Genomic DNA, 22,609 nt, shown 5'->3' with positions numbered 1-22,609 from the left:
TACCCATACAAAACAACTGTCCATACAAATTAAGACCATACAACTTAAAATACATCGAATTAAAATACATCGAAATTAAACATGCCCTAAATTTGATCAGTGGCAAACTGATAACCCACACCACGCACGGTGATGATGCGTTTGGGTTGGCGTGGGTTGTCTTCAATCAACGCACGCAAGCGAGAAATATGCACATCAATGGCACGATCGATGTTGTCTGAGCTGTCATCATTGGGCATGGCTTGCCATAACTGCTCACGGCTTAGCACCTTGCCAGCATGAGTGGCAAAATAATGTAATAACTGAAATTGATGGGTGGTCAGACGTACTGATTGCTCATCAATGGTTACTTCATGGCTATCAGGAAAAATACTCAATCGCCCAAAAGTTAAGCTCTCTGATTGGTTGTCAGTGTTATTGGGTAATTCATGACGACGCAACACCGCACGAATACGAGCCAATAACTCTCTTGGTTCAAAAGGCTTAGAAATATAATCATCTGCTCCCATCTCTAACCCCAACACACGGTCAGTGGTGTCGCCTTTGGCGGTCAACATGATGATGGGAACTTTATTGATAAGATTGTTTTTGCTGTTGCGAATTTTTTGACAAACCTGCATGCCGTCCATATCAGGCAACATCAAGTCTAATACCAACAAATCAATGTCTTGCTCTTTGACATCTAATACCTCTAACCCTTCGGTGGCAGTGGCTTTGGCGGTAACATCATAGTAATTCATTGACAGATAATCACCGATAAGCTCAGACAAATCAGGGTCATCTTCAATCAATAAAATATGCTTGCTCATACTTGGTTATCCTAATCCTAATAAAGCGTAAAAAAACAAAAAGTAAAAATAAAAAAGTAAAATTGAATAAAACCATCAATAAAGGTTATGATGCCCAAACATGAAGCAACATCTCAACAACTAAAATGTTACCAAGACAGCTGTCTTTTTGCTGTGAGCGTTGGCTATTTTGCACAATGGTAAATTTATTTAAACACCTGTTGATGATGTTGCCTTTGTGCATGTTTGTGCATATCGCTGTTAGCAATATGAACGCTAAGGCATAAGCCTTGCCACTTTGCCTTCGGCACTTTTTGGCAAATTTGCCAAACATATTAACACTTCTGGCGGAATACCAGAAACCAGATATTGCTGAGTTTGAGCATCATATCGCACCACCATGATAGGCTGGCGAGTCAAGGTCAAATCTTGGTTGATGATCCACACATAAGCCTTGATTGGGGCAGCAACATGGGCATGGGGCTGTAAAAATGCGGACAAATCTGCACCCATCACCGCCGACTTTGCCACCAAAGTACCAACTTCAATCTGACCATAATCCACTTTACCTTGTACCCATAGCCCTTCTTTTAAATGGGGGCGTGACTTATCATCTTCAATGACAGTGATGGTTACTGCCAAACTTTTGTTGCTGATTGGGTCTATTTTAGCAATTTGCCCTGTCATTTTTATGGGCATGACCGTGTTTTGTGGTGAGAAATTGACCACCTGCCCAACCGAAATCTGTGAACGAGTGTATTCTGGCAATATGCTGATAAAATGAAACTCTCGAGTATCGCTAAAAGTGAGCAACGGTTGCCCTTGGTTTAATGGTGTGGACTTGTTAATATATGGCAAATAACTGTGCATCACTTGTCCTGTATAAGGGGCAAGCAGTTCGGACACCACCGCAGATGGGGTGATTTGTTTTAGGGCGGTTGCTTGAATCTCTGGTGTTTTTTGTGGGGGTGGATGACCCACCGCAAATGTTCGCCGTTCTGGCGGGGTGCTGTTGTCTTGCTCAAGAGCAAAGGTATCGCCATCAGAGATTTCGCCAGTGATATGATTGTCGCCATTGTCGCCAAAGACGTGAGCGTTCTCTGTGTTGTCATTATAATCATTTGCCCCATGATTATCTTCATGGGTTGTTTTATTGGTCATTTTGTCATCTGAGCTTTCATTGTCTGGGTCTGTTTGATTGGCATCAGATACGCTGTTATCGTTAACGCTGTTATTGCTAACATTGCCCCAATCATTATCATCAATGAGCGATTGAGGTAATGATTGGGGCAATGGTGGGGGTGCGATTGATGGCTGTTTGATGATTTGATAGCTCAGTAGCACATCGCCCTTTTTTACCCATTGGTTAGGTTTTACAAACACTTCTTTGATTTGCCAGTTGGCTTCTGCTTTTAAGAGATGTTGAGTTTTGGGCAACAGACGACCATATAGCGTCAAATGGGGTTGATAACGTTCAGGCTTGAAGTTTTGAATATGCTCATCAGCCAGCGTGACCCGAGTTGGGGTAATCGTAACCACATGATGGTTGTTTTGGTTGCTATGATGGTTATGGTTATTTGCCTGCTGTCTATTGGCTTGTCCATCATTGTCATGGTCGTTGATTGCCAAATGATTAAGGTGAGGTGCTTGCTCACAAGCACTCAAACCCATTAACATCAAAATAACAAGAACCTGCCAACATTTTGCTGGCTGAGTTAAATAAAGGCGATTAAAAAAAGACTGTTTGAGCATAGAAAATGATAAAATAACCAGCACAACCACCAAACTGAGCAAAAGCCAAACGTAAGTAAAAAGCAATCAGATGGCTGTTATCTTAAAAACTGTCATCTTAAAAAATGTCTTTCTTATCATATCAAAATAAAATAGCAAGATAAGACACCAAGACAAGACACAAATATTGACAAATCGATAAAAATAAGTGGAAATTATCCCTTAATTATGCTAAAAATTGCACAGTACAGTATGTCAGCTGATGTTAAGTGGTTGTTAACCAACAGTGGATTCGACAGTCAGCTTAGACGTTATTATATGACGTAGATGTTATATAAGACGCCATGATAAGCGCCATGTGTCATATATCATAGGCAAATGCTTGCATTTTATCGACAGTAAGATACTATTTTATTTGGTTGATTTATACAACTCCTTTATTTAAACAATAGGACAACACAATGGATAATAATTTTGAAGGGTTAAAAGTCATGATTATTGATGACTCAAAAACCATTCGCCGTACCGCAGAGACTTTATTACAAAAGGCAGGTTGTGATGTGGTAACAGCAGTCGATGGGTTCGATGCCTTATCAAAAATCGTTGACAATAACCCAGACATCATTTTTATAGACATTATGATGCCACGCCTAGACGGTTATCAGACCTGTGCCTTAATCAAAAATAACCCAGAATATGCCAACAAGCCAGTCATCATGCTGTCTTCAAAAGATGGTTTGTTTGATAAAGCCCGTGGACGCATTGTCGGTTCTGATGAATACCTAACCAAGCCATTTAGTAAAGATGAGTTGTTTGGGGCGATTGAACGTTATCGTTAATCACGACACAGATAACGATACAGATATAGGAGAAAGGCATGACTACCGTGCTCGTTATTGACGATTCACCGTCTGAGTTGGCAAAGTTTCGTGAGCTACTGAGCAAGAATAACTACACCATGTTGGAAGCCACCAATGGCGAAGATGGGGTAAAAATGGCACAGGAGCAACTGCCTGATGTCATTTTAATGGACGTGGTGATGCCAGAGATGAATGGCTTTCAAGCCACCCGAAAAATCACCAAAAACTCAGCCACCGCTCATATCCCAGTCATCATTGTCAGCACAAAAAATCAAGAAACCGATCGGGTTTGGGGTAAACGCCAAGGAGCAAAAGAATATCTGACCAAGCCGGTGGAAGAAGCCGAGCTTTTACGCATCATTCGCACGGTAGTGAGGTAAAACAGCGTGGCTGCTAAAGGGTTTATTGAGCTTCTTAGGCTGGCAGATTTGGCAGAAGCCAGAAAGTCAGGTCGTCATAACATTCAAAAATCACAGTGGACAGGCATTGTCTTTGAGATGGCAGGTGAGCGTTTTGTTGCTCCGATGGGAGAAATTAACGAAGTGCTGTCATTTCCAGAGTACACCAGTGTGCCACTTGTCAAGCCGTGGTTGCTTGGGGTGGCAAATGTGCGGGGGCGATTGCTTCCTTTAACCGACATGGTTGCATTTTTGGGGCAAGATAATAAAGTTCGTCTCAATCAAAAAAAAGTGCTGGTTGTTGACCAAGAGCCTTATTACTTAGGGTTGGTGGTTGATCGAGTGATGGGCATTCAGTCATTTGTTGAAAGTCAGTACCGAGCAGAAGCCTTACCCATTGATTCACCATTTGCCAAATTTAATCATGGCAAGTTTTATAAAGATGAACAAGATTGGTTGATATTCATGCCAAGCTTGCTGGTGCAAGATAATCGCTTTATGGATGCCGTGGCGGTGAATTAAGTCAGTGAATTAAATGACTTACGATTTTATCCAGTGTTGCCGTAAAACCACCCACTTCAGGGGGTGGATACAAGGCAACTTAAGTAGTTATGCTTACGCATCGACCGCTGTTTAGTGTGGCGTCCTTTTTAACAGTAAAAAAGGCAAACTAGCCAAAAGCGTATATGACGCAGGTTGGTTTGAACTCAAACGACAACTGGAATACAAATGCAAGCATGCAGGTTGTCGTTTTGAAATCGTGAATGAGAAATACACTACCCAAACCTGTTCGCACTGTGGCGATATGTCCAGTAGTCCGAAAGGTAGAGCAGGTCTTGGAATAAGAGAATGGACTTGTGCAAAGTGTGGCACATGGCATGATTCAGATTTAATGCCAGTAAGAACATTCTTGCGGTGGGGCTTCACCGTCTTGCAGAAGGAATCCCCGAACGATAGGGAGGGGAGGAAGTCAAGACACATTCTATGACACCACATTCTATGACACATTGTTTTAGCGTTGTTTTAACGTTGTTTTATGACAAATTGATGACAAGCCAGTCAATTTATGACAAGTGAATTAGTGAATTTATGATAAGCCAATCATTTCGATTGTTTTGTGCAATCCAATATTAAAACATCATCACATCAAATTATGATGCCAAACCACATCATTAGGTATTGAGGACAATCACCATGAGTAATGCAGTAGCTCCCACTGACACAGGCATAAAAAAAACGTCTGGCAATAAATGGAGTGCGATTTTATGGATATTTGCCGTCGTTGCGGTCATTAGTATTTTATTGGTGTTGTATGCCATTTATGCCGATATGGGAACGAACATGGCAATGGGATTTGGTGTGGCAACCGCCATTGGGGTGTTGGGCACAGCATTTAGTGCCAATAAAGCCATCGGTGGACGACAGGTCATAGAAAGGCTACAGCTGGAGCGTGAAACACTGCGTCAACGCCAAGAGATTGAGGTGGAATCTGAGCGGGCACGCAAAATTCAAGAAGAAAATGAACGCAACCAGATGGCAATTTTGCGTCTGCTTGATGAATTGGGTGACTTAGCGGAAGGTGATTTGACCGTTAATGCCACGGTATCAGAAGACTTCACAGGGGCGATTGCTGACTCAGTGAACTTTGCGATTGATCAACTTAGACAGTTGGTATTGGCAATTAACAGCACTGCTGATAAAGTTGCTCAATCATCAGAACAGACTCAGATGACAGCGGTGGAGCTTGCTGAAGCATCTGAACATCAAGCTCAAGAAATTGCTGGTGTGTCTGCTGCCATTAATGAGATGGCGGTGTCGATTGATCAAGTGTCTAACAACGCCACTGAATCAGCATCGGTTGCCCAGCGTTCGGTTGCCATTGCCCAAAATGGTGCAGACACCGTACAACGCTCGATTGAAGGCATGAACACCATTCGTGACCAAATTCAAGAGACTTCTAAACGCATCAAACGTTTGGGTGAATCATCACAAGAGATTGGTGATATTGTCAGCTTGATTAACGACATTGCTGAGCAAACCAACATCTTGGCGTTAAATGCCGCCATTCAAGCATCGATGGCAGGGGAAGCAGGTCGAGGTTTTGCGGTGGTTGCAGATGAGGTTCAGCGATTGGCAGAGCGTTCAGCTAACGCCACCAAACAGATTGAAACTTTGGTTAAAACCATTCAGGCAGATACCAATGAAGCGGTTATGTCAATGGAGGTTACCACCACCGAGGTGGTGCGTGGGGCAAACTTAGCCAAAGATGCAGGTGAAGCACTCGAAGAGGTGCAGACCGTATCTAACAACTTAGCAGACTTAATTCAAAACATCTCAAACGCTGCCCAACAGCAGGCATCATCGGCAGGCCATATCTCCAGCACCATGAATGTCATTCAAGACATCACCGCCCAGACTTCGTCAGGTACGTTGGCAACCGCTCGTTCTGTTGGTCAATTAAATGAGATGGCGGCAGCCTTGCAAGAATCAGTATCTGGCTTTAAGTTATCTGAAGATGATGTTTTTACCGCTGATGTTGATTTATAAGTTTTGATGGGGTTGTCAGCTGCTTATTAAAAGCCAAAGTTATTAAAAGCCAAAGTAGCCTTCTGTTATTGACTATTGACTGTTATTGTTGCCGACCTATTAAGGCATGATTTGCCAAACTGTAAATACTTAAATAAACCGCAAGAAACATAAACCGCAAGAAATTTGGCTGACATAACTCAAAACGTCAGTATGATGGATTGATGGATATCAGGTGAACATGAAACGTGGACTTATCAATCCTAAGCAGTGGCTGGTATACATTGAGCAACAAATTGGCTTTATATTACCAACTTCTCAACAGCTTTGGTTGACTCATGCGATTGAGCAGTTTGCCAAGCAATCAGCGATAAGCACAGAAACACTTTGGCAGTCCTTGCCAAATGACAAAGGCTTACAACAACGCTTTATTGACCATGTGGTGATTGCTCAGACCCATTTTTTTCGTCATAAGCCTTCCATTGAGTTTGTGACGCAAGTGGTTGGCGGTCGGTTGTCTTATATTCTTACTCATTCTGAACTGTCTGATTTGAGACCATCACCAAGCACGATGCCAACCATAACAACACCAACCATAACGCCCACGTCTTCTAATCGCATATTCTCTAATACTTCAAATGCAACAACGGACGCAGTTAAGGTGTGGTGTGCAGGTTGTTCAACAGGTCAAGAAGTGTGGTCGCTGGCAATGGCGATACACAATCAGGTGTCAAAGCTGACGGATAATACTGAGAATTGGTTAGCCAATTTGAGTATACTGGGTACAGATGTCAGTCTTTCGGCGATTGAGCAGGCAAGGCAAGCACGATATCCCAAGCGTCAGCTGATAGAAATACCCAAGCAATACCATTGCCATGTTCATCATAATGATGCTAAGCAGGGTGAAGATGGTCAGGATAAAGACAACGGTAAAAGCAGCCATAAAGTAAATAAAGCAGATACAGAGCAGTTTTGGCAAGTCTCCAGTCATTTATTTGCAATGGTGAACTTCGTTCAGAGTAATTTATTTTTGCCAGCAAAGACTGCCCAAGCAGACATGTATGATGTGATTTTTTGTCAAAATTTGCTGATTTATTTTCGAGAATTTGACCAAAGGGACTTGTTGGCTCGGTTTGTCAAGCACTGCCGTGTGGGTGGCTATTTGTTGTTGGCCCCCGGTGAAGCCATGTCATGGCAACACCCTTTAATGAAACGAGTGAAAAGGACAGACATCAACGCTTGGCAAAAAGTGGCCAACACAAATGCGTCTTGAGCAAATGTGTGTCTATTTGTATGGGTGATAACAACAGATGATAAAGAAAGACAAAAAATATCATTTTTTAAAAAGTTGCATGATTTTTGCAGATTTTTTTAATGCTTGTGCTAAATTAGAGACATGCCCTAATCGATATGCCTTAATAAATAAAAGCCATATTGACATCATTGTATGAATATGAGCGTTTGATGAATTCAGATGGCACGATTCAGACAATCTTATTAAGCTAATTTTATTAAGATAACATTAAATAAAGCGACAAGAAAGCCAAAAGCCACTAGGAGCTAATATGACCATTACAAATTCAAATCTATTGTCTTTAGACTGGCTATTGCCAGTATTAAATGCCGAATTGGCATCTATTCAGACATCGGTTGCGAATGGTGAAAAAGACAATGGAAAGCTTGCTCCAGAATCATGGCAACAGATTGCCAAGCAATATTGGCAATTATATGGGGCATTATCGGTGGCGAATTTGCCTCAATTTGCTCATGTCGCATCGGTGTTGTCAGCAACCAGCCGATATTTGTCTCAAGATGATGTGGCAGATGAATCGATGATACTGCTGGTGCAGTTGTTAAAAGTTACCCACTCAAGTTTGCATCATCAGCTTAAGCAACGCATCACGGTGGGGACTTACCAGCCATCGTTACTTGCCCAAAGTTGTGAGTATTTATATGAACGACTGCCCGAGCAGTTTCAGCAGTTGGTGCCGTTTGCCCATGACGAGCGTGAATCAACTCACCCTCATCAGCCAGATGCCCAAGTTGATGATGCAATGGGTGTCATGAGCGAAGATGATGCCAGTGATGCCAACCATCAGCAAGATTTGTTGTCTTTCATTCATTTACCAGAAAATTATCAATTAATTCAATTGAATGAAACACAGCAACAACAGCTACATTTGGCATGGCGGCATCAGCTCAATGCGTTATTGAAAGCCAATAGCAATGACAGCCAAGCCCTTAAACAACTGGATAAATTTAGTCACTATTTGTGGCGGTCAGCTCAGCTTATCAGCCTTGCCAAAGCTTGGTATTTGGGGCAAGTGTGGTTTAATGATTTGGCACACAATTCGTTGCCCAAGCCACGGCAATATGTTCATGTGTTGTCGCAGTTTGATGGTTTGGTTGAAGAGACACTCACGTTAACAGAGCAGATGCCAGCTGACGTTCAGCTTAAAGTCAATAAGCTGTTGGCACAACTGTTCATTCAGCTAAATATTTTGCCCCATAAATCTGAACAAACCGACAAATTAATTAATGGTTTGCAAGGGGTGATGACAGATGAACAACAGCTGTTTAAGGACATTTTACAGCGTTTAGAGTCGTTGATTTTTTCGTTAGATGCCCCTGAGACTGTGCTAACAGAGATGCAAAGCATTAAAAAACAGCTCAGCCATCGTGGTTGGATACTGTATGTCAATTATATTGACCAAGTGTTACAAGACTTGCAAATGGTTACTGCTGAACCTGACATGCTGGGCAATTTGCAATGGCAAATTGAGCGACAAATGCAAGAGCTTTATGGGGCAATCTTTAATACCCAACAAACCATTGAAGAAAAAATCGGTGAAAGTGCTTACAGTAGCCCTTATCATCATGACCATCAAGCGATGCACGGGCAAAGCCTGTCATCTGAGAATGTGGACGAACGCCAAGCCTTACGACAAGTACGCATTGACATTGAGACGGTTAAAAAAGACTTTAAATCTTACTTGCGTCATCAAGACAGCCGTGAGCTGCCAAAAGCTGAGCAATTAACAGACATTGAACAAAATTTAAGTGCGTTGGCACTCAATGACGTATCCGCCACAGTCAATCAGTTGGGGCAGTTGTTTGAAGCGTTACGTCAAAGTAATCTACAACAGCTGGATTGGCAGTTGCGTGATGCGGTTGCCGAAAGCATCGCTGAATTTGAGCTGTTTTTGGATTATTTGGCGGGGCAGATTTTTGATGATGTGCGGTTACAAAAAACAGAACAAAAAATTCAACGGTCTTTGGCATTGTTACAACAACAATTGGCAGAGCCTAATAACATTCATGTTGAAAATCCAGACAAAATCGCCCAACCTGCACAAGTACGCTATGATGACAGTGGTGAAATCCAATCAGACGGTGTGAATCAACCCACAGATGGCGTTAATATGAGCGTTGATGCTGGCAATGATGCTAATGACGCTGATTCTGGTGCGAATGCTGATGATGATAATGTCAATCTGACAGATGACGATGTGTTTATGAGTGAGCCTGTTTTGTCCTCTGATGACGCTGGCGTTTCTGCATCAGGTTGGCAGCTGACGGCTGAATTTATCAAAGCTCAAGACACGCTTAAGCCAGATGACTTTGACATGGACGAAGAGTTTAGAGAAATCTTTGTTGAAGAAGCAGGCGAAGTGCTAGAGAGTATGGAAGAGCTGTTACCTCGTTGGCAACAAGACCCCACAGATTTAGAGACGTTAAAAGAGATTCGCCGTGGTTTTCATACCTTAAAAGGCTCTGGACGCATGGTGGGGGCTTACAATGTTGGGGAGATGGCATGGGGTGTTGAGAACATGCTCAATCTGGTATTGGATAAAACCTTGCCTGTGAGCAATGAATTGGTTGAATTCATGGCTGAAACTCAAGCACAATTACCAATTTTGGTTGAGAATTTTGCTCAAAGTCAACCGCCATCCATCGACCCTGCGGTGACGGTTGTTAAAGCTCACAATCTCTTAGCACAACAGCCCATCAACACAGGATTGGTCAGACAAGGGACAGTCAGACAAGAGACAACAAAAGACGTTCAAACTGAGCCAAGCACACAACAGCCAGTTGATGTGATTGATGATGCTGATGCGATTCATGATACCGATGTGCCAGTCATGGCTGACGTGAGCAGCGGTACAATCAATGGCGAAAATCAGCCTAACGCTGGCTTACCTGCGGTGATTGAAGCGTTTTTAACCAACATGAATCTGCCTGCTGATGACGATGGCACCGATGCTGACATCAAAGACATTTTCATTGAAGAAGCTTATGAGGTATTAGACACCATTGTCCCTGAATTTGAATCATGGGCGGCAGACACAAGTAACCTAAAAGCATTGACAGAAGTCAGACGAGGATTCCATACCTTAAAAGGTTCTGGACGCATGGTGGGGGCAAACCACTCAGGCGAGTTGGCGTGGCATGTTGAAAACATGCTCAACCGAGTGTTGGACCACAGCATCGCCCCAGACCGTGGCATGATACAGCTGATCAGTGATGTGCTCAATCATTATCCAGTCATCATCAAAGCTTTTGAACAAGGTGATGACAGCTACCCTAAACAAATGTCATTATGGGCAGCCACCGCCCATGCCTATAGCAAAAAACATGGCGAAGAATTTGATTATCTTGCCATCAGCGATAAACAGCATCATTCAGACACAAAACAAGAAGAGGCAGACACAGGACATCAAGACTCAATTGTCCAAGATGCTGTTATCCAAAATACTGTTATTCAAGACACAGCCGTCCAAGACACAGCAACCCAAGATGAGCTTGTTCATACTCAAGTTAATCAAGCTAATCAAGTTAATAAAAATCACCAAGATGGTTTAGATGGCTCACAAGTCCTGTCTGCAATTCATGACATTAATCAGCAGTTTTCTGCTGATACCGTCAATGCTCAATGGTCAGCAATGGGTAATGAGCAACGCATTTTTAATGATATTTTTGTTGAAGAAGCCAGCGAACATCTGCAAATGATCAAGCAGTTTATTGATAAGCATCAGCAGCATGACAATCAACCCATTGATATCACTGATGAATTGGTCAGAGCATTCCATACATTGCGTGGTGCATCAGGATCGCAAGCTCTGCTTGAGATTAGTGACGTGAGCGGTGTGATTGAGCAGACTTTGGCTCAATTACAGCAACAAGAAGAAAGTCTAAATTCAGGGCATTTATCCGCACTTAAGCAATCTGTGAAGCTCATCGAATCGTACCTAACTGCCTATCAACAACAAGCCAACACCGCCAATGCGACCGTCGCAACTGAGCAAACCAAACTTGAGCCAAACAAACTTGAGCAAAATAAGCAAGACTCTGCTGAAGTCGCTAAGACCGCAATGACAGAAAAAAGCAGTCATGAAAAACATCGTGATGACGTTGAAGCACTGCAAGACATGTTAAACGATTCAAAACCAGCGACTGATGATAAGCCAGCCCTACAAGTCCATAAATTATTGGCTGCTAACATTGATGAATTGCTTGATGCTGAATGGGAGCTTGAGCAGTTTTTACTATCAGAAGACAGTCAGCGTGCTAAAGAGTATGCCCAAATGCAGCTTAAGCACATTGACACGCTCAGTAAATTGACTGAATCGAGTAAAAAATTTCAACGCATTCTATCTGTGCTGGCAAGCTTATATAACAGTTTGGCTCACAAATTGTCTCACCAGCCTGACACGGCAGTACAAAATGATATGATTGGTGATTTGCTGGTTTGTCATCGTCAGTTGACCGATTTGTTTGATGCGTTGGCAGGTGGCATGACCCAAAAAGTGGACGAGCCAGTCTTAGCCAAAATTGAGCAAAAACTGGCACAGCAAAATGATGACAGCGATAATGATGACATCGAAGACAAAAAAACCGTCACTAACGACAAAATCGAATCTGACATCAGCCAAACCAATGCACGCACAGATAACGCACCATTACACATCGAGACCATAAACACTGACCCTGAATTGCTAGAGATTTTTTTAGAAGAAGCTCAAGAGCTTGATAACAGCATCGTAGAGACTTTTGCCACATGGCGACAGTCGCCAGAAGATTTGGAGGCATTAAAATCTTTGCAACGCCATTTGCACACCATCAAAGGTGGGGCAAGAATGGCAGGCATCAGCAGTATTGGTGATTTGACCCACGAAATGGAGACGATATACGAAGCCTTTGTCAACCATAACAAAACGCCAAGTTCTGCTTGGCTGACGGTCATGCAATCTGCCCAAGACATGCTGTCAATGTTGATTGATAGGGTAAAAACGCAAGGGCATTCATTCTTTGTGCCCAGTGTGATTGAACAGTTGCACCAATTTGCTGAGTCAGAACAGCTGCCAGACAACACGCAATTACAACTGCCTCAACTGGACGAAGAACCAGCGGGTACTCAAGAAGCAGCAACAGATACCCAAAAAACTGACACAACCACCACTCAAACAACTGCTGATGTAGATGAATTATTGCTTGGTGAGACAACTTATCAGACTTTACTTGAGCAATCGTGGACAGAACAAAAACCAGACTCAGATATCTTGAACGTCTTTTTAGAAGAAGCTGAAGATTTGGTGGAAAGTAGTGGTGAACGTCTACAGGCATTTCGTAACAACACCAGTGATGTGACTATTTTGCAAGAGTTACAACGTCAGCTACACACCATCAAAGGTGGGGCTAGAATGATTGGGGCTAACGGCATTGCTGACTTGGCACATAATATGGAGACGGTCTATGAATCATTGGCTGACCGTCGTCGTCCTGCCACTCGTATGGTGTTGCAGTTGTTGGCACTGTGCCATGATTGGATTGCCCAAGCGGTGATCGTATTAAAGCACAACCTTAACCCACCCAAACCAACCCAATACATCATTGCACTGGAGAAATTTTATCAACAACCTGATAGTTTGGCTGAAGTGCCTAAGCAAAGTTTGCAAAGTTACTTAGATGCCATTGCTGAACATGAACAGCGGATAAAAGATTTGTATGAGGTGACGCATGACATCAGTGATATGCCTGCATCATCGGGTAACTTTGCTCAAGTAACTGACACCACCATGACTGCCAATGAAATGATACGGGTGTCGGCATCGTTGATGGAGCGTATGATTAACTTATCAGGAGAGTCTGCCATCAACCGAGCCCGTATTGACATGGGCATCAGCAGTTTAAGTAACAGCATCGAAGAGATGGGCACAACCGTCCAGCGTTTGGCAGACCAGCTAAGACGCATGGACATTGAGCTAGAAGAGCAAATTTTGGCTCAAATAGATGATGAAACATTGATGAGTAATGAAGGTTTTGACCCCTTAGAGATGGATCAATATTCTTCATTAAACCAGTTGTCAAAATCGCTGTCAGAGTCAGCATCGGATTTATTGGACATTAAGACCACGCTGCTTGAGAAAACTCGTGATGCAGAAAGCCTGCTTTTACAACTGTCTCGCACCCAAGCAGAGCTACAAGATGGACTGATGAATTCACGTATGTTGCCTTTTTCTCGTCTATCACCTCGTTTAAATCGGATTGTCAGACAGACCGCCAATGAGTTGGGTAAACATGTGGAGCTGACCATCATTGGGGCAGATGACGAGATGGACCGAACCATTTTAGAACGCATCACGTCGCCTTTAGAACACATGCTCAGAAATGCGGTTGACCATGGTATTGAGCCACCACAACAGCGACTGGCTCAAGGCAAAGACCGCACAGGGCATATCACTTTAGAGGTCTTACGTGAAGGTGGCGAGGTGGTTATTCACTTGACTGATGATGGCAACGGCATCAACGTCAAACGGGTAAAAGATAAGGCAATCGCCCAAGGACTGATAGACCCTAATGACACCAGTTTGACTGATTTAGACATCATGCAGTACATCTTTAACGCTGGCTTGTCTACCTCAAGCTCAGTCACGCAAATCTCTGGTCGTGGTGTGGGCATGGACGTGGTACAAAGCGAAATCCGTCAGCTGAGTGGTACGGTATCGGTTGATTCTGAGCAGGGCAAAGGTTCTCGCTTTACCATGCGTGTGCCTCTGACTGTGGCGGTGTCTGATGCACTGGTGGTGCGTGTGGCAGACAGGCATTATGCCGTGCCACTTGTACAGATTGAGCGGGTGGTGCAAGTAAGCCCAGATGAGTTGTATCAATTTTATCAGTCTGATGAACACACCATGACCATTGGTAATCAATCCTATCGCTTGCGTTATCTGAATGAAATTTTAACTGGAGCGTTGATTAACGAGCTAGCGATGAGTGGGCACACCACTTTACCTGTGTTGATTGTTAAAAATCAGACAGGACAATATTTGGCATTGCAAGTAGATGAAATTGTCGGCTCTCGTATCGAGGTGGTGGTCAAGCCATTGGGTAAACAATTGTCGCACATCTCTGGCATATCTGCTGCCACCATCATGGGTGATGGGTCAGTGATGCTCATCTTAGACTTGATGGCACTTATCCGTAATGCACCTGCACGTTCTGTGCTTGAACAGCATAACAAACCACAAAGCAGTGTGGCAAAACGCATTTTGGTGGTTGATGACTCGGTAACCGTGCGTAAAGTAACATCACGTTTCTTAGAGCGTGAAGGTTTTGAGACACAGGTTGCAAAAGATGGCGTAGATGCCATCGAGATTTTACAAGACATGACACCAGACTTGATATTGTTAGACATTGAGATGCCACGTATGGACGGTTTTGAGGTGGCAACCCAAATTCGCCATACTGACCGTTTAAAAGATATCCCCATCATTATGATTACGTCCCGCACAGGAGACAAACACCGCCAGCGTGCTTTGGACATTGGGGTTAATGACTATATGGGCAAACCATTCCAAGAAGCTCAGCTGTTACAAAAACTTGGTCAGTTACTAAACGTTGAGGTAAATCTGGAATGATGCCACGTAACCCAGAAGACATCAAAGTTGTGGCGGTTGCTGAATCTCAACAGCAACGTCTTGCCTTGAGTGATACCATCAAATCCATCGGATTGAATTTGGTTGAGTGTGTGTCTAGTCAGGCATTGGTACATCAAAAAATTCCCAATAACATCGATTTATGGCTTGTAGACAGCCAGTATGACGAAGGTCTAAGCCGCTTGATTGGGCAACATGCCAGTGATGCCATGTTGGTGGGCTTTAGTGAAGCACCTTATCTTAATGAAACTCAAATGTATCATCGTTGGCAACGCAAGCTAAAAAAAAGGCTTGCCAAGATACTTGACATGCCAGACATCTATGATACCAAACGCTATCAAATCAAGGACAATCATTGGGATTATGTGGTGGTGCTTGGTGCTTCTATGGGTGGGCCTGTGGCGATTAAGGCATTTTTGGATAATTTATCCCCTAATTTGCCCATTTGTATCCTGCTGGCTCATCACTTTAGTCCAGAGATGGTACAAACACTGCCTAGGGTATTGACTCGCCATAATGATTGGCGATGTCAACTTATCACCACCACTCAAAGCCTACAAGTCGGTAAGGTGTTGATTGCTCCCACTCATCAAATTATCATTTGCGATTCTAATGGGCGGGTTATTTTATCTCGTGAGCAATGGCAATGTGGTTATAACCCGTCTATCAATGATATTCTTAAAAATGCCAGTGATGTGTATGCTGACCAGCTGATTGGCATTATCTTTTCTGGCATGGGTGATGATGGTTGTAAATATATTGATGACATTAAAGCCAATAACAGCCAAATTTGGGTACAAGACCCCAATAGCAGTGCCAGCCCTAGCCAACCACAAGCCATGATAGACACAGGATATCCACAGTTTGTGGGAACACCCATTGAACTTGCTAAAAAGTTAAATGAATTTGTCCATGGTTAGTCCATTTAGGCATCATTGTGTTAACGGTCATGGTTTTAAACATCATGATGTTAAATAAACGCACGCCATAAGTCATTTGTCCTATTTATTGTATTTATTAGGGAGACATCAGATTGAAACAACAACTTAAGCACAACTTTGAAGCAGTCAGTTTGTTGACCACTCGTAACGGTCTACTCGATGTAACCATTGTGCCAGCGATTAACCAACCAGATTGGCTGATACCAACAGCGTTAATCTTAACCATCGAGAACTATGATGAACGCATTTGGACATATTTGTGGCAACAACAAGAAGTATCTGTGTACCATTTGATACCCAGAGACATTGTGCCTGAGAAGTTGATTATCTTAGAAGGTAACACAATGGTGCATCGTTTTGCTTTACAAATCAATGGTGAATTACAAACTCGTTCCATACGCATTTCAGATTTGTTAGATGCCGAGCTGCCACCATCTTTTGCTAAGATAGAAGAGGATAACAGTCGAGAGGACATACGTTCAGGGGTGAATGCTTTGTACCCTTATCAAGTTGGTAAGACTGCCAATACCGCCAATGATGAAGAACAAACGCAAGCCCCAGATGGTGAAAGCACAATGGCAACAACCTATTTGCCATTTGTGTTTCAACCAGTGAAATTTGAGCATGAAGATGCTGTTTATGTGATACCAAACTTAGACAGCATTGCGTATCGCCTAGTGGACTTAGATGGTTAATTTTTTTAATGGCGAAAGGAGCTGGAGCTGGCATGCGGTTTCACAACATGCAATCTGATAAGAAAAAGTGGGCAGTCAGCGTCAGATGGTTTCATTGGAGCAGTGTGGCATTGCTGTTTTTGGTGTGGTTAATGATTGCTCTGGCTGACAGTGATGTCCAAGGTTTTGCCTTTATGGATTGGCATAAAGCCTTGGGAGTGAGTTTATTATTTTGGATTTTAGCAAGACTGATGAATCGCATCATCAGCTCATCTGTTCCACCAATATCCATGCCAAAGTGGCAACATCATATCGCTGTTTTAACGCATTTGGCACTTTATGCCACTTTAATTGCCATGCCCATGGCAGGTATGTTGATGGTGATGTACTCTGGCAGAAGCATCAGCATGTTTGGTTTGTTTGAGATTGGGGGTTGGGTAACACCTGATCGCACCATGTCACGATTTTTTAACAATTTACATACCGATATTCTCTGGCCACTGCTTTTAATTTTTATGGGGTTACATGTGGCTGGGGCGTTGTATCATCAGTTTGTGCTAAAGGATAATAATATTTTGCAACGGATGCGTTGATTGAGATTGGTTGTTGTACTTAAGCTTTAAAAGCCACCTAACTGAAGTTAAATCATTGATATTAAACAACTCAAGCCATTTAATTGTGCATTTGTATGCCCCCATGATTATTATCATTTGGGGGCATCGCTTGATTGCCTAAAATGACGCTTTTATGCGACTGTTTAAAGGCAACGGTTGAAAAGCAACGGTTTAAAAGAATCAATCCAACGCCAGCGTGTCAAGGAACTTTTCAGCATCTAATGCCGCCATACAGCCTGTACCAGCAGAAGTGATGGCTTGGCGATACACATGATCTGCCACGTCTCCTGCGGCAAAAACGCCTTCAATGCTGGTGGCGGTGGCGTTACCAGTTAAGCCACTATTAACCACAATGTAGCCATCTTTCATCTGTAGTTGCTGAGTAAATAGGTCAGTATTGGGCTTATGACCGATGGCAACAAACATGCCCATGACATCTAGCTGTTTGCTTGAGCCATCTTGAGTGGATTCAATGACCACGCCGTTAACCCCCATGTCATCACCCAACACTTCTTTGACTTGGGCATTCCATTCTATGCGAATGTTGCCATTTTTGACTTTGTCAAACAGCTTGTCTTGTAGGATTTTTTCTGAACGCAGGCCATCACGGCGATGAATGAGCACCACTTCGCTGGCGATGTTAGACAGATATAGGGCTTCTTCAACAGCGGTGTTGCCACCACCAATAACCGCCACTTTTTGGTCTTTATAAAAAAAGCCATCACAAGTGGCACAGGCAGACACGCCCAGACCTTTGAATTTTTCTTCAGATTCAAGCCCTAAGTATTGGGCGGACGCTCCTGTGGCGATGATAAGGGCATCGCAAGTGTAACGGGCATTATCACCAATCAGCTCAAAAGGTCTTTGTTGCAGATTGGCGGTGTGAATGTGGTCATAAATCAAAGTTGTGCCGAAGCGTTCGGCATGGGCTTGCATACGCACCATCAAATCAGGACCAGTTAAGCCATGAGCGTCGCCTGGCCAATTATCCACTTCTGTGGTGGTGGTTAGCTGTCCGCCAACTTGTAACCCTGTGATGATGACAGGGTTTAGGTTGGCACGGGCAGCATAAACAGCGGCTGAGTAACCAGCAGGTCCTGAACCTAAAATAATGAGTTTGTGGTGTTGGGCGGTGGTGGTCATAAATGTTCCTTAAAACGGTCATGATAAAAAGACAGGAAAAATGGCAGTATAAACTGGGTGATAACATAAGGGCTTATGCAAATAATAACAAGGGGATTGAGTTAAATTCTATGATTGATTTTATGAAAGATGGGTTTACTTGGTTCTGTGCCAACCCATACCAACCCAAGTAAACACAGTAAAAAAATAACCAACAGTGTCGCAAGATAATGAGCCACATCAGCAAGTGGTACGCCCATTTGGTTGAGCATGACTGACGCATTCATGGCTGATGTGCTGGGGAATACCCAACGCAGATACAATAGTGGTTCAGGCAACATGTGAGTTGGCCATGTGACCCCTGATAAAAATAAAAGTGGCATGGAGCTTGCGACCAATATTTGCATGGCTCGCTCTCTAGAACCCAACCAGATACCCAACAAACACCCCATGGCAATGACCGCAGGGAAATACACCATTAATAACCCCAAAGAACCCAATAAATTTTGATTGCGTGGATAATCATGACTGGGAAATACCCACCCATAATAAAAACACCCCACCCAAAAACCCAAACAAGACAATGCTAAGATTCTGGCAAGCCAACCTTTAAACGTGGTGCGATGGGTGCGATTTTCTACCCATGTGCCAACCAGCATTGCTGTTCCCATCAGATACATCTGTTGCAAAATCAGCATAGAAACAGGGGGAACAACATAACTGCCATAGCCTTCGGTGGTGTTGTATAACGGATTTATGGTTAAGGAGATGGCGTTAACATTTTGCTTGGCTAAGGTGCTGTCTTGCCCTGTGGCAATGGCTTTTTGAATTTTAATGCCAGCCGATACTGTGCCAACCACTTCCAAAAAACCCGTTTGCACTTGTTTATTTAGCAAAAAATAATTGCCATTGGCAAGCACGCTGACTTTGGCAGGTTGTCCCATATTGACGTGTTGATATAACCCTTTGGGAATGACCATATAGCCTGCAATGGTGTTTTGCCACATCAATTCTTGGGCATGATGCTCATTTTGTGCCACTTGCACATCAAGTCGTGGGCTGGCGGTGGCATGATTGATGATGTTTGTGGATAACGGTGAATGATCATCATCAATGATGGCAACAGGCACATCACGAACCACTTCTGTTTTGTATGGCAATGGATAAAAAAATCCATAAAATATCGGAGCAAGGAGCATCATCATCAAACACCCCTTATCATTAAAAATCTGTTGCCATACATTCAAAACTTGGCTGATAAAGCTTTGGGCAGTATTTTGGTCAGTCAAGTTATGCTGGGCAATTTTTTGTTTAACCGACGGTTGTCCAGCAGATGCTGGATTGGTTGGTGTGGGGTGATTGTCCAAATTGGGTGTGGTCATCAGCGTTGCCCCCATTTGCTTGGCGTGCGTAACGCTTGACGGCAGAGTAATGCAGATAGGCACAAACACACCATGACTGACATCATAAACCCAGCCATTGTTGGTAAAGCCAATGCTAAGGGAGCCTGCATTTGTAATTGTGGCGTTTGAATGTGCAAATAATGGGTAAGTGGTAACGCATTTGCCCAATGTTGAGCGGTTGGGTTCATGGCAAGCAAAGGAAAGGTAACCCCTGAAAACGCATATGACGGAGCAGAGATAAGCCCTGTTAATGATAAGCCTTGTCGGTATGACAACGTGGCAAGCGTTAGTATTGCACCTAACCAAAAGGACAGCATCATAAATAATAAAAAGGCAACATAAGTGATTGCCAATGATGATAATGGCACAGGATACAGACGGGTCATGAGCGTCAATGCCATTGCACCCCATAAAGTGTACGCCAGCATCGCCCAAATTAATTTACCATTTAACCCTGCGATGATAAGCCATAGGCTAGGTTTGCCAATCGGTTGGGTAGGATTTAAGCACGCATGCCACTCACCCAATGTCTTATCTCGTAACTCCCTGCCCAACACAGAAGCCCCAATGACCATGGATAAAATATGTAACATGGCAGGTAGGATAGTAACTGCCAAAAATTGTTGATAATTATTGGCAGAATTGAACAGCCCAATGCTTTGTGTCTGTATGGGGGTGTGGCCAGCTTGCACAAGGCTGATGTCTTCACCCTTGGCAATCCGTTGCTTAATCTCTGTTTCGGCGGATAACGTGGCGACTGCCTTTTGTACGCCTTTTTGTATCATGCCTGAGTGGGTAGCGTATTGGGCATTGACATTGAGCAACAGATGGGTTGGCTTGCCAGCCAATAGATGCGTGTCAAACTCATGGGGAATTTCTAACACACCATATACTTGTGTGCGTTCTATGGCTCGCTGAGCGGTTTGCTGATTAGGCAGGTGCATGGCAATGGTCAGCTCAGGGCTGGCTTGCAAATGACGCATTAAAGTCATTGATTGCGGTGAATGGCTATGGTCTATCACCGCAATGGGTATGTTCACCAATAAGGCATTGGCAAAAGTCCACCAAATCAGCCCCACAAACACGATGGGCAGCCAAAACAGCATGGCAAAATCCCAACGATGCTGGCTTAAAAAATGCCATTCTCGTTTGGCACTGTATAAAAATGCCCCCATAAACCGACGCATGCCCCCGCTGTTGCCAAAAGACCTGTTAACAAAAGAGCTTGCTTGTGGGCTGTCTTGTTGGTGGTCATGGTCATTCGCATGAAAATGATGGTTGGGTGCAGATGGGTTGGTCATGGCAGATGTTCCTGTTCACTGTGCCTGTTTACCGTTTTGGTCAGTGGCTCTGCTTGGTTTGTTTAGGGATTTCAACCAACACGCTCATGCCTTGACGCAGTTGTGTGTTAGGGTATTGGGGACGTGCCAGCACTTCAAAGGTACGCATGTCGTAACCGTCTTGGCTGTTGGTGGGTCGCCATGTGGCAAAGTCAGATAATACTGAGCTGGCATACACAATAAACGTTTGTTCATGGGTTTGCCCATTGACTGACAAGGCAGGAATGGTGGCGGTAAACGACTTGCCAATGGCAAAGTGTTGCAAGTGGTCTTCGGTCACATTTAAAGCAAGTGATTGGTCTGTTGGGTCAATGACGCTGACCAATGGCACGCCTTGCCCCACCACTTGCCCTGCTTTGGCGATGATTTTATCAACCCGACCTGCGATGGGACTCTTTAGGTTGGCTTCTTCTTTGGCGATAAGGGCTTCTTTGAGTTTGCCTTCCACTTGTTTAAGCTGAGCTTTGGTAGCGGTTCTATCTTCTTCTCTTGCGCCCATTTTGGCAAGTTCATATTGGGCTTTGGCGGCTTGGGCTTTATTGTCGCTGGCGATGTGGTTAGTGCGTGCTTCATCTCGTTTTTGCTCACTCATCAACCCTTCATTGGTTAATCGGTCAATGCGTTGATGGGTTGTTTTGGCAAGTTCAGCAGCCACTTTGGCGGCTTGGTATTGGTGATATGCCATTTGTATTTCTTCTGGCCTTGCACCGTTGTTGGCTTTATCCAGTTGGCTTTGTGCCATGGCTTTGGCGGCTTGGGCTTCTTCTATTTTGGCGTTGATTTCAGGACTGTCCATGTCAATCAAGGGAGTGCCAACGTGAATGTCATCGCCTTCTTTGACATGAATATGGGCAATGCGTCCTGCCACTTTGGCGGCGATGGGTGTTTGTTGTACTTGTATCTGCCCTTGTAGCACGATGGGGGCGGTGTCTATGGCAGTTTTGTCTTTTATCAACCCCCAAACCACAAAGACAATCAACGCCAGTATGATTAGGCTGATGATAAGACGGCGGTTGTGGTTGGGCGTTTTAATGGATTTATAGCCCATGTTGTTACTGTTGGTCGTTAAGATGGGTGGGGTATTTGGGTAATTGGTTTGGGTTGAGTTGTTGGTTTGGGTTGAGTTGTTGGTTTGGGTTGAGTTGTTGGGCTGGTGCTGGTTAAAAGCGTTATCAGAATCAGTCATAAAAAACCTGCTTATGGCGTGTAACGGAATGTAACTGTATATAATAATGGCATGGGGCATGAGAGTATGGGGTGCTTTTGTTATCCGTTA

General features: G+C 43.7%; 14 protein-coding genes and 2 pseudogenes. 10 read left to right on the top strand and 6 right to left on the bottom strand.

Annotation, left to right across the window (positions count from 1 at the left end):
* Positions 1–86 precede the first annotated feature (86 nt).
* Both B0682_RS08920 and B0682_RS08915 read right to left on the bottom strand, forming a co-directional pair.
* A complete protein-coding gene (locus B0682_RS08920) occupies positions 87–809 on the bottom strand; it encodes a response regulator transcription factor (protein ID WP_078308359.1) in 723 nt (240 codons plus the stop codon).
* Positions 810–1,064: 255 nt separating this feature from the next.
* Positions 1,065–2,465: an efflux RND transporter periplasmic adaptor subunit gene (locus B0682_RS08915; protein WP_158077891.1), complete on the bottom strand. Its 1,401-nt coding sequence runs from the start codon at positions 2,463–2,465 to the stop codon at positions 1,065–1,067.
* Between the two features lie 515 nt (positions 2,466–2,980).
* Between B0682_RS08915 and pilG the strand changes: the two genes are divergently transcribed.
* The 10 genes and pseudogenes from pilG (at position 2,981) to B0682_RS08865 (ending at position 17,447) form a co-directional block, all read left to right on the top strand.
* Positions 2,981–3,358: a twitching motility response regulator PilG gene (pilG, locus tag B0682_RS08910; RefSeq protein ID WP_078308356.1), complete on the top strand. Its 378-nt coding sequence runs from the start codon at positions 2,981–2,983 to the stop codon at positions 3,356–3,358.
* Between the two features lie 38 nt (positions 3,359–3,396).
* A complete protein-coding gene (locus B0682_RS08905; protein ID WP_078308355.1) occupies positions 3,397–3,759 on the top strand; it encodes a response regulator in 363 nt (120 codons plus the stop codon).
* A 6-nt stretch (positions 3,760–3,765) separates the two neighbouring features.
* Positions 3,766–4,299 (top strand): chemotaxis protein CheW, encoded by a 534-nt coding sequence (locus B0682_RS08900; protein WP_078308353.1) that lies wholly within the window; start codon positions 3,766–3,768, stop codon positions 4,297–4,299.
* 127 nt (positions 4,300–4,426) lie between these two features.
* Positions 4,427–4,734: pseudogene (locus tag B0682_RS08895) on the top strand (RNA-guided endonuclease InsQ/TnpB family protein); the annotation flags it as partial.
* A 546-nt stretch (positions 4,735–5,280) separates the two neighbouring features.
* Positions 5,281–6,324: pseudogene (locus B0682_RS08890) on the top strand (methyl-accepting chemotaxis protein); the annotation flags it as partial.
* 220 nt (positions 6,325–6,544) lie between these two features.
* Complete coding sequence (locus B0682_RS08885) at positions 6,545–7,576, top strand: CheR family methyltransferase (RefSeq protein WP_078308350.1); 1,032 nt, start codon at positions 6,545–6,547, stop codon at positions 7,574–7,576.
* 292 nt (positions 7,577–7,868) lie between these two features.
* Positions 7,869–15,221 carry an Hpt domain-containing protein gene (locus B0682_RS08880; protein WP_078308349.1) on the top strand — a complete coding sequence of 2,451 codons (7,353 nt, stop codon included), beginning with the start codon at positions 7,869–7,871 and terminating at the stop codon, positions 15,219–15,221.
* Positions 15,218–16,159, top strand: a complete 942-nt coding sequence (locus B0682_RS08875; RefSeq protein ID WP_078308347.1) for a chemotaxis protein CheB — start codon at positions 15,218–15,220, stop codon at positions 16,157–16,159. The genes B0682_RS08880 and B0682_RS08875 overlap by 4 nt, the downstream gene beginning before the upstream one ends.
* Positions 16,160–16,272: 113 nt before the next feature.
* Positions 16,273–16,875 carry a hypothetical protein gene (locus tag B0682_RS08870; RefSeq protein WP_078308346.1) on the top strand — a complete coding sequence of 201 codons (603 nt, stop codon included), beginning with the start codon at positions 16,273–16,275 and terminating at the stop codon, positions 16,873–16,875.
* A gap of 32 nt (positions 16,876–16,907) precedes the next feature.
* A complete protein-coding gene (locus B0682_RS08865) occupies positions 16,908–17,447 on the top strand; it encodes a cytochrome b (RefSeq protein ID WP_240494961.1) in 540 nt (179 codons plus the stop codon).
* A 201-nt stretch (positions 17,448–17,648) separates the two neighbouring features.
* Here B0682_RS08865 and trxB read toward each other — a convergent pair whose 3' ends face one another.
* The 4 genes from trxB to B0682_RS08845 form a co-directional block, all read right to left on the bottom strand.
* A complete protein-coding gene (trxB, locus tag B0682_RS08860; protein WP_078308343.1) occupies positions 17,649–18,611 on the bottom strand; it encodes a thioredoxin-disulfide reductase in 963 nt (320 codons plus the stop codon).
* Between the two features lie 101 nt (positions 18,612–18,712).
* Entirely contained in the window at positions 18,713–20,035 is a 1,323-nt protein-coding gene (locus tag B0682_RS08855) for an ABC transporter permease (RefSeq protein ID WP_240494960.1), read from the bottom strand.
* Positions 19,972–21,294 carry an ABC transporter permease gene (locus B0682_RS08850; protein WP_078308338.1) on the bottom strand — a complete coding sequence of 441 codons (1,323 nt, stop codon included), beginning with the start codon at positions 21,292–21,294 and terminating at the stop codon, positions 19,972–19,974. Before B0682_RS08850 ends, B0682_RS08855 begins: the two co-directional genes overlap by 64 nt.
* A 40-nt stretch (positions 21,295–21,334) precedes the next feature.
* Positions 21,335–22,519 (bottom strand): HlyD family secretion protein, encoded by a 1,185-nt coding sequence (locus tag B0682_RS08845; protein ID WP_078308336.1) that lies wholly within the window; start codon positions 22,517–22,519, stop codon positions 21,335–21,337.
* Positions 22,520–22,609: the final 90 nt, after the last annotated feature.

The organism is Lwoffella lincolnii (assembly GCF_002014765.1).
GTDB lineage: Bacteria > Pseudomonadota > Gammaproteobacteria > Pseudomonadales > Moraxellaceae > Psychrobacter > Psychrobacter lincolnii.
The sequence above is the reverse complement of the archived record's forward strand: the minus strand, read 5'-3'. Positions and strand labels throughout refer to the sequence as shown.

Coding starts and splice junctions, on each gene's coding strand:
- B0682_RS08875 (WP_078308347.1), top strand. CDS start 15,218: ATGATGCCACGTAACCCAGAAGACATCAAAGTTGTGGCGGTTGCTGAA.
- B0682_RS08915 (WP_158077891.1), bottom strand. CDS start 2,465: ATGTTAATGGGTTTGAGTGCTTGTGAGCAAGCACCTCACCTTAATCAT.
- B0682_RS08865 (WP_240494961.1), top strand. CDS start 16,908: ATGCGGTTTCACAACATGCAATCTGATAAGAAAAAGTGGGCAGTCAGC.
- B0682_RS08880 (WP_078308349.1), top strand. CDS start 7,869: ATGACCATTACAAATTCAAATCTATTGTCTTTAGACTGGCTATTGCCA.
- B0682_RS08850 (WP_078308338.1), bottom strand. CDS start 21,294: ATGACCAACCCATCTGCACCCAACCATCATTTTCATGCGAATGACCAT.
- pilG (WP_078308356.1), top strand. CDS start 2,981: ATGGATAATAATTTTGAAGGGTTAAAAGTCATGATTATTGATGACTCA.
- B0682_RS08905 (WP_078308355.1), top strand. CDS start 3,397: ATGACTACCGTGCTCGTTATTGACGATTCACCGTCTGAGTTGGCAAAG.
- B0682_RS08885 (WP_078308350.1), top strand. CDS start 6,545: ATGAAACGTGGACTTATCAATCCTAAGCAGTGGCTGGTATACATTGAG.
- B0682_RS08920 (WP_078308359.1), bottom strand. CDS start 809: ATGAGCAAGCATATTTTATTGATTGAAGATGACCCTGATTTGTCTGAG.
- trxB (WP_078308343.1), bottom strand. CDS start 18,611: ATGACCACCACCGCCCAACACCACAAACTCATTATTTTAGGTTCAGGA.
- B0682_RS08845 (WP_078308336.1), bottom strand. CDS start 22,519: ATGACTGATTCTGATAACGCTTTTAACCAGCACCAGCCCAACAACTCA.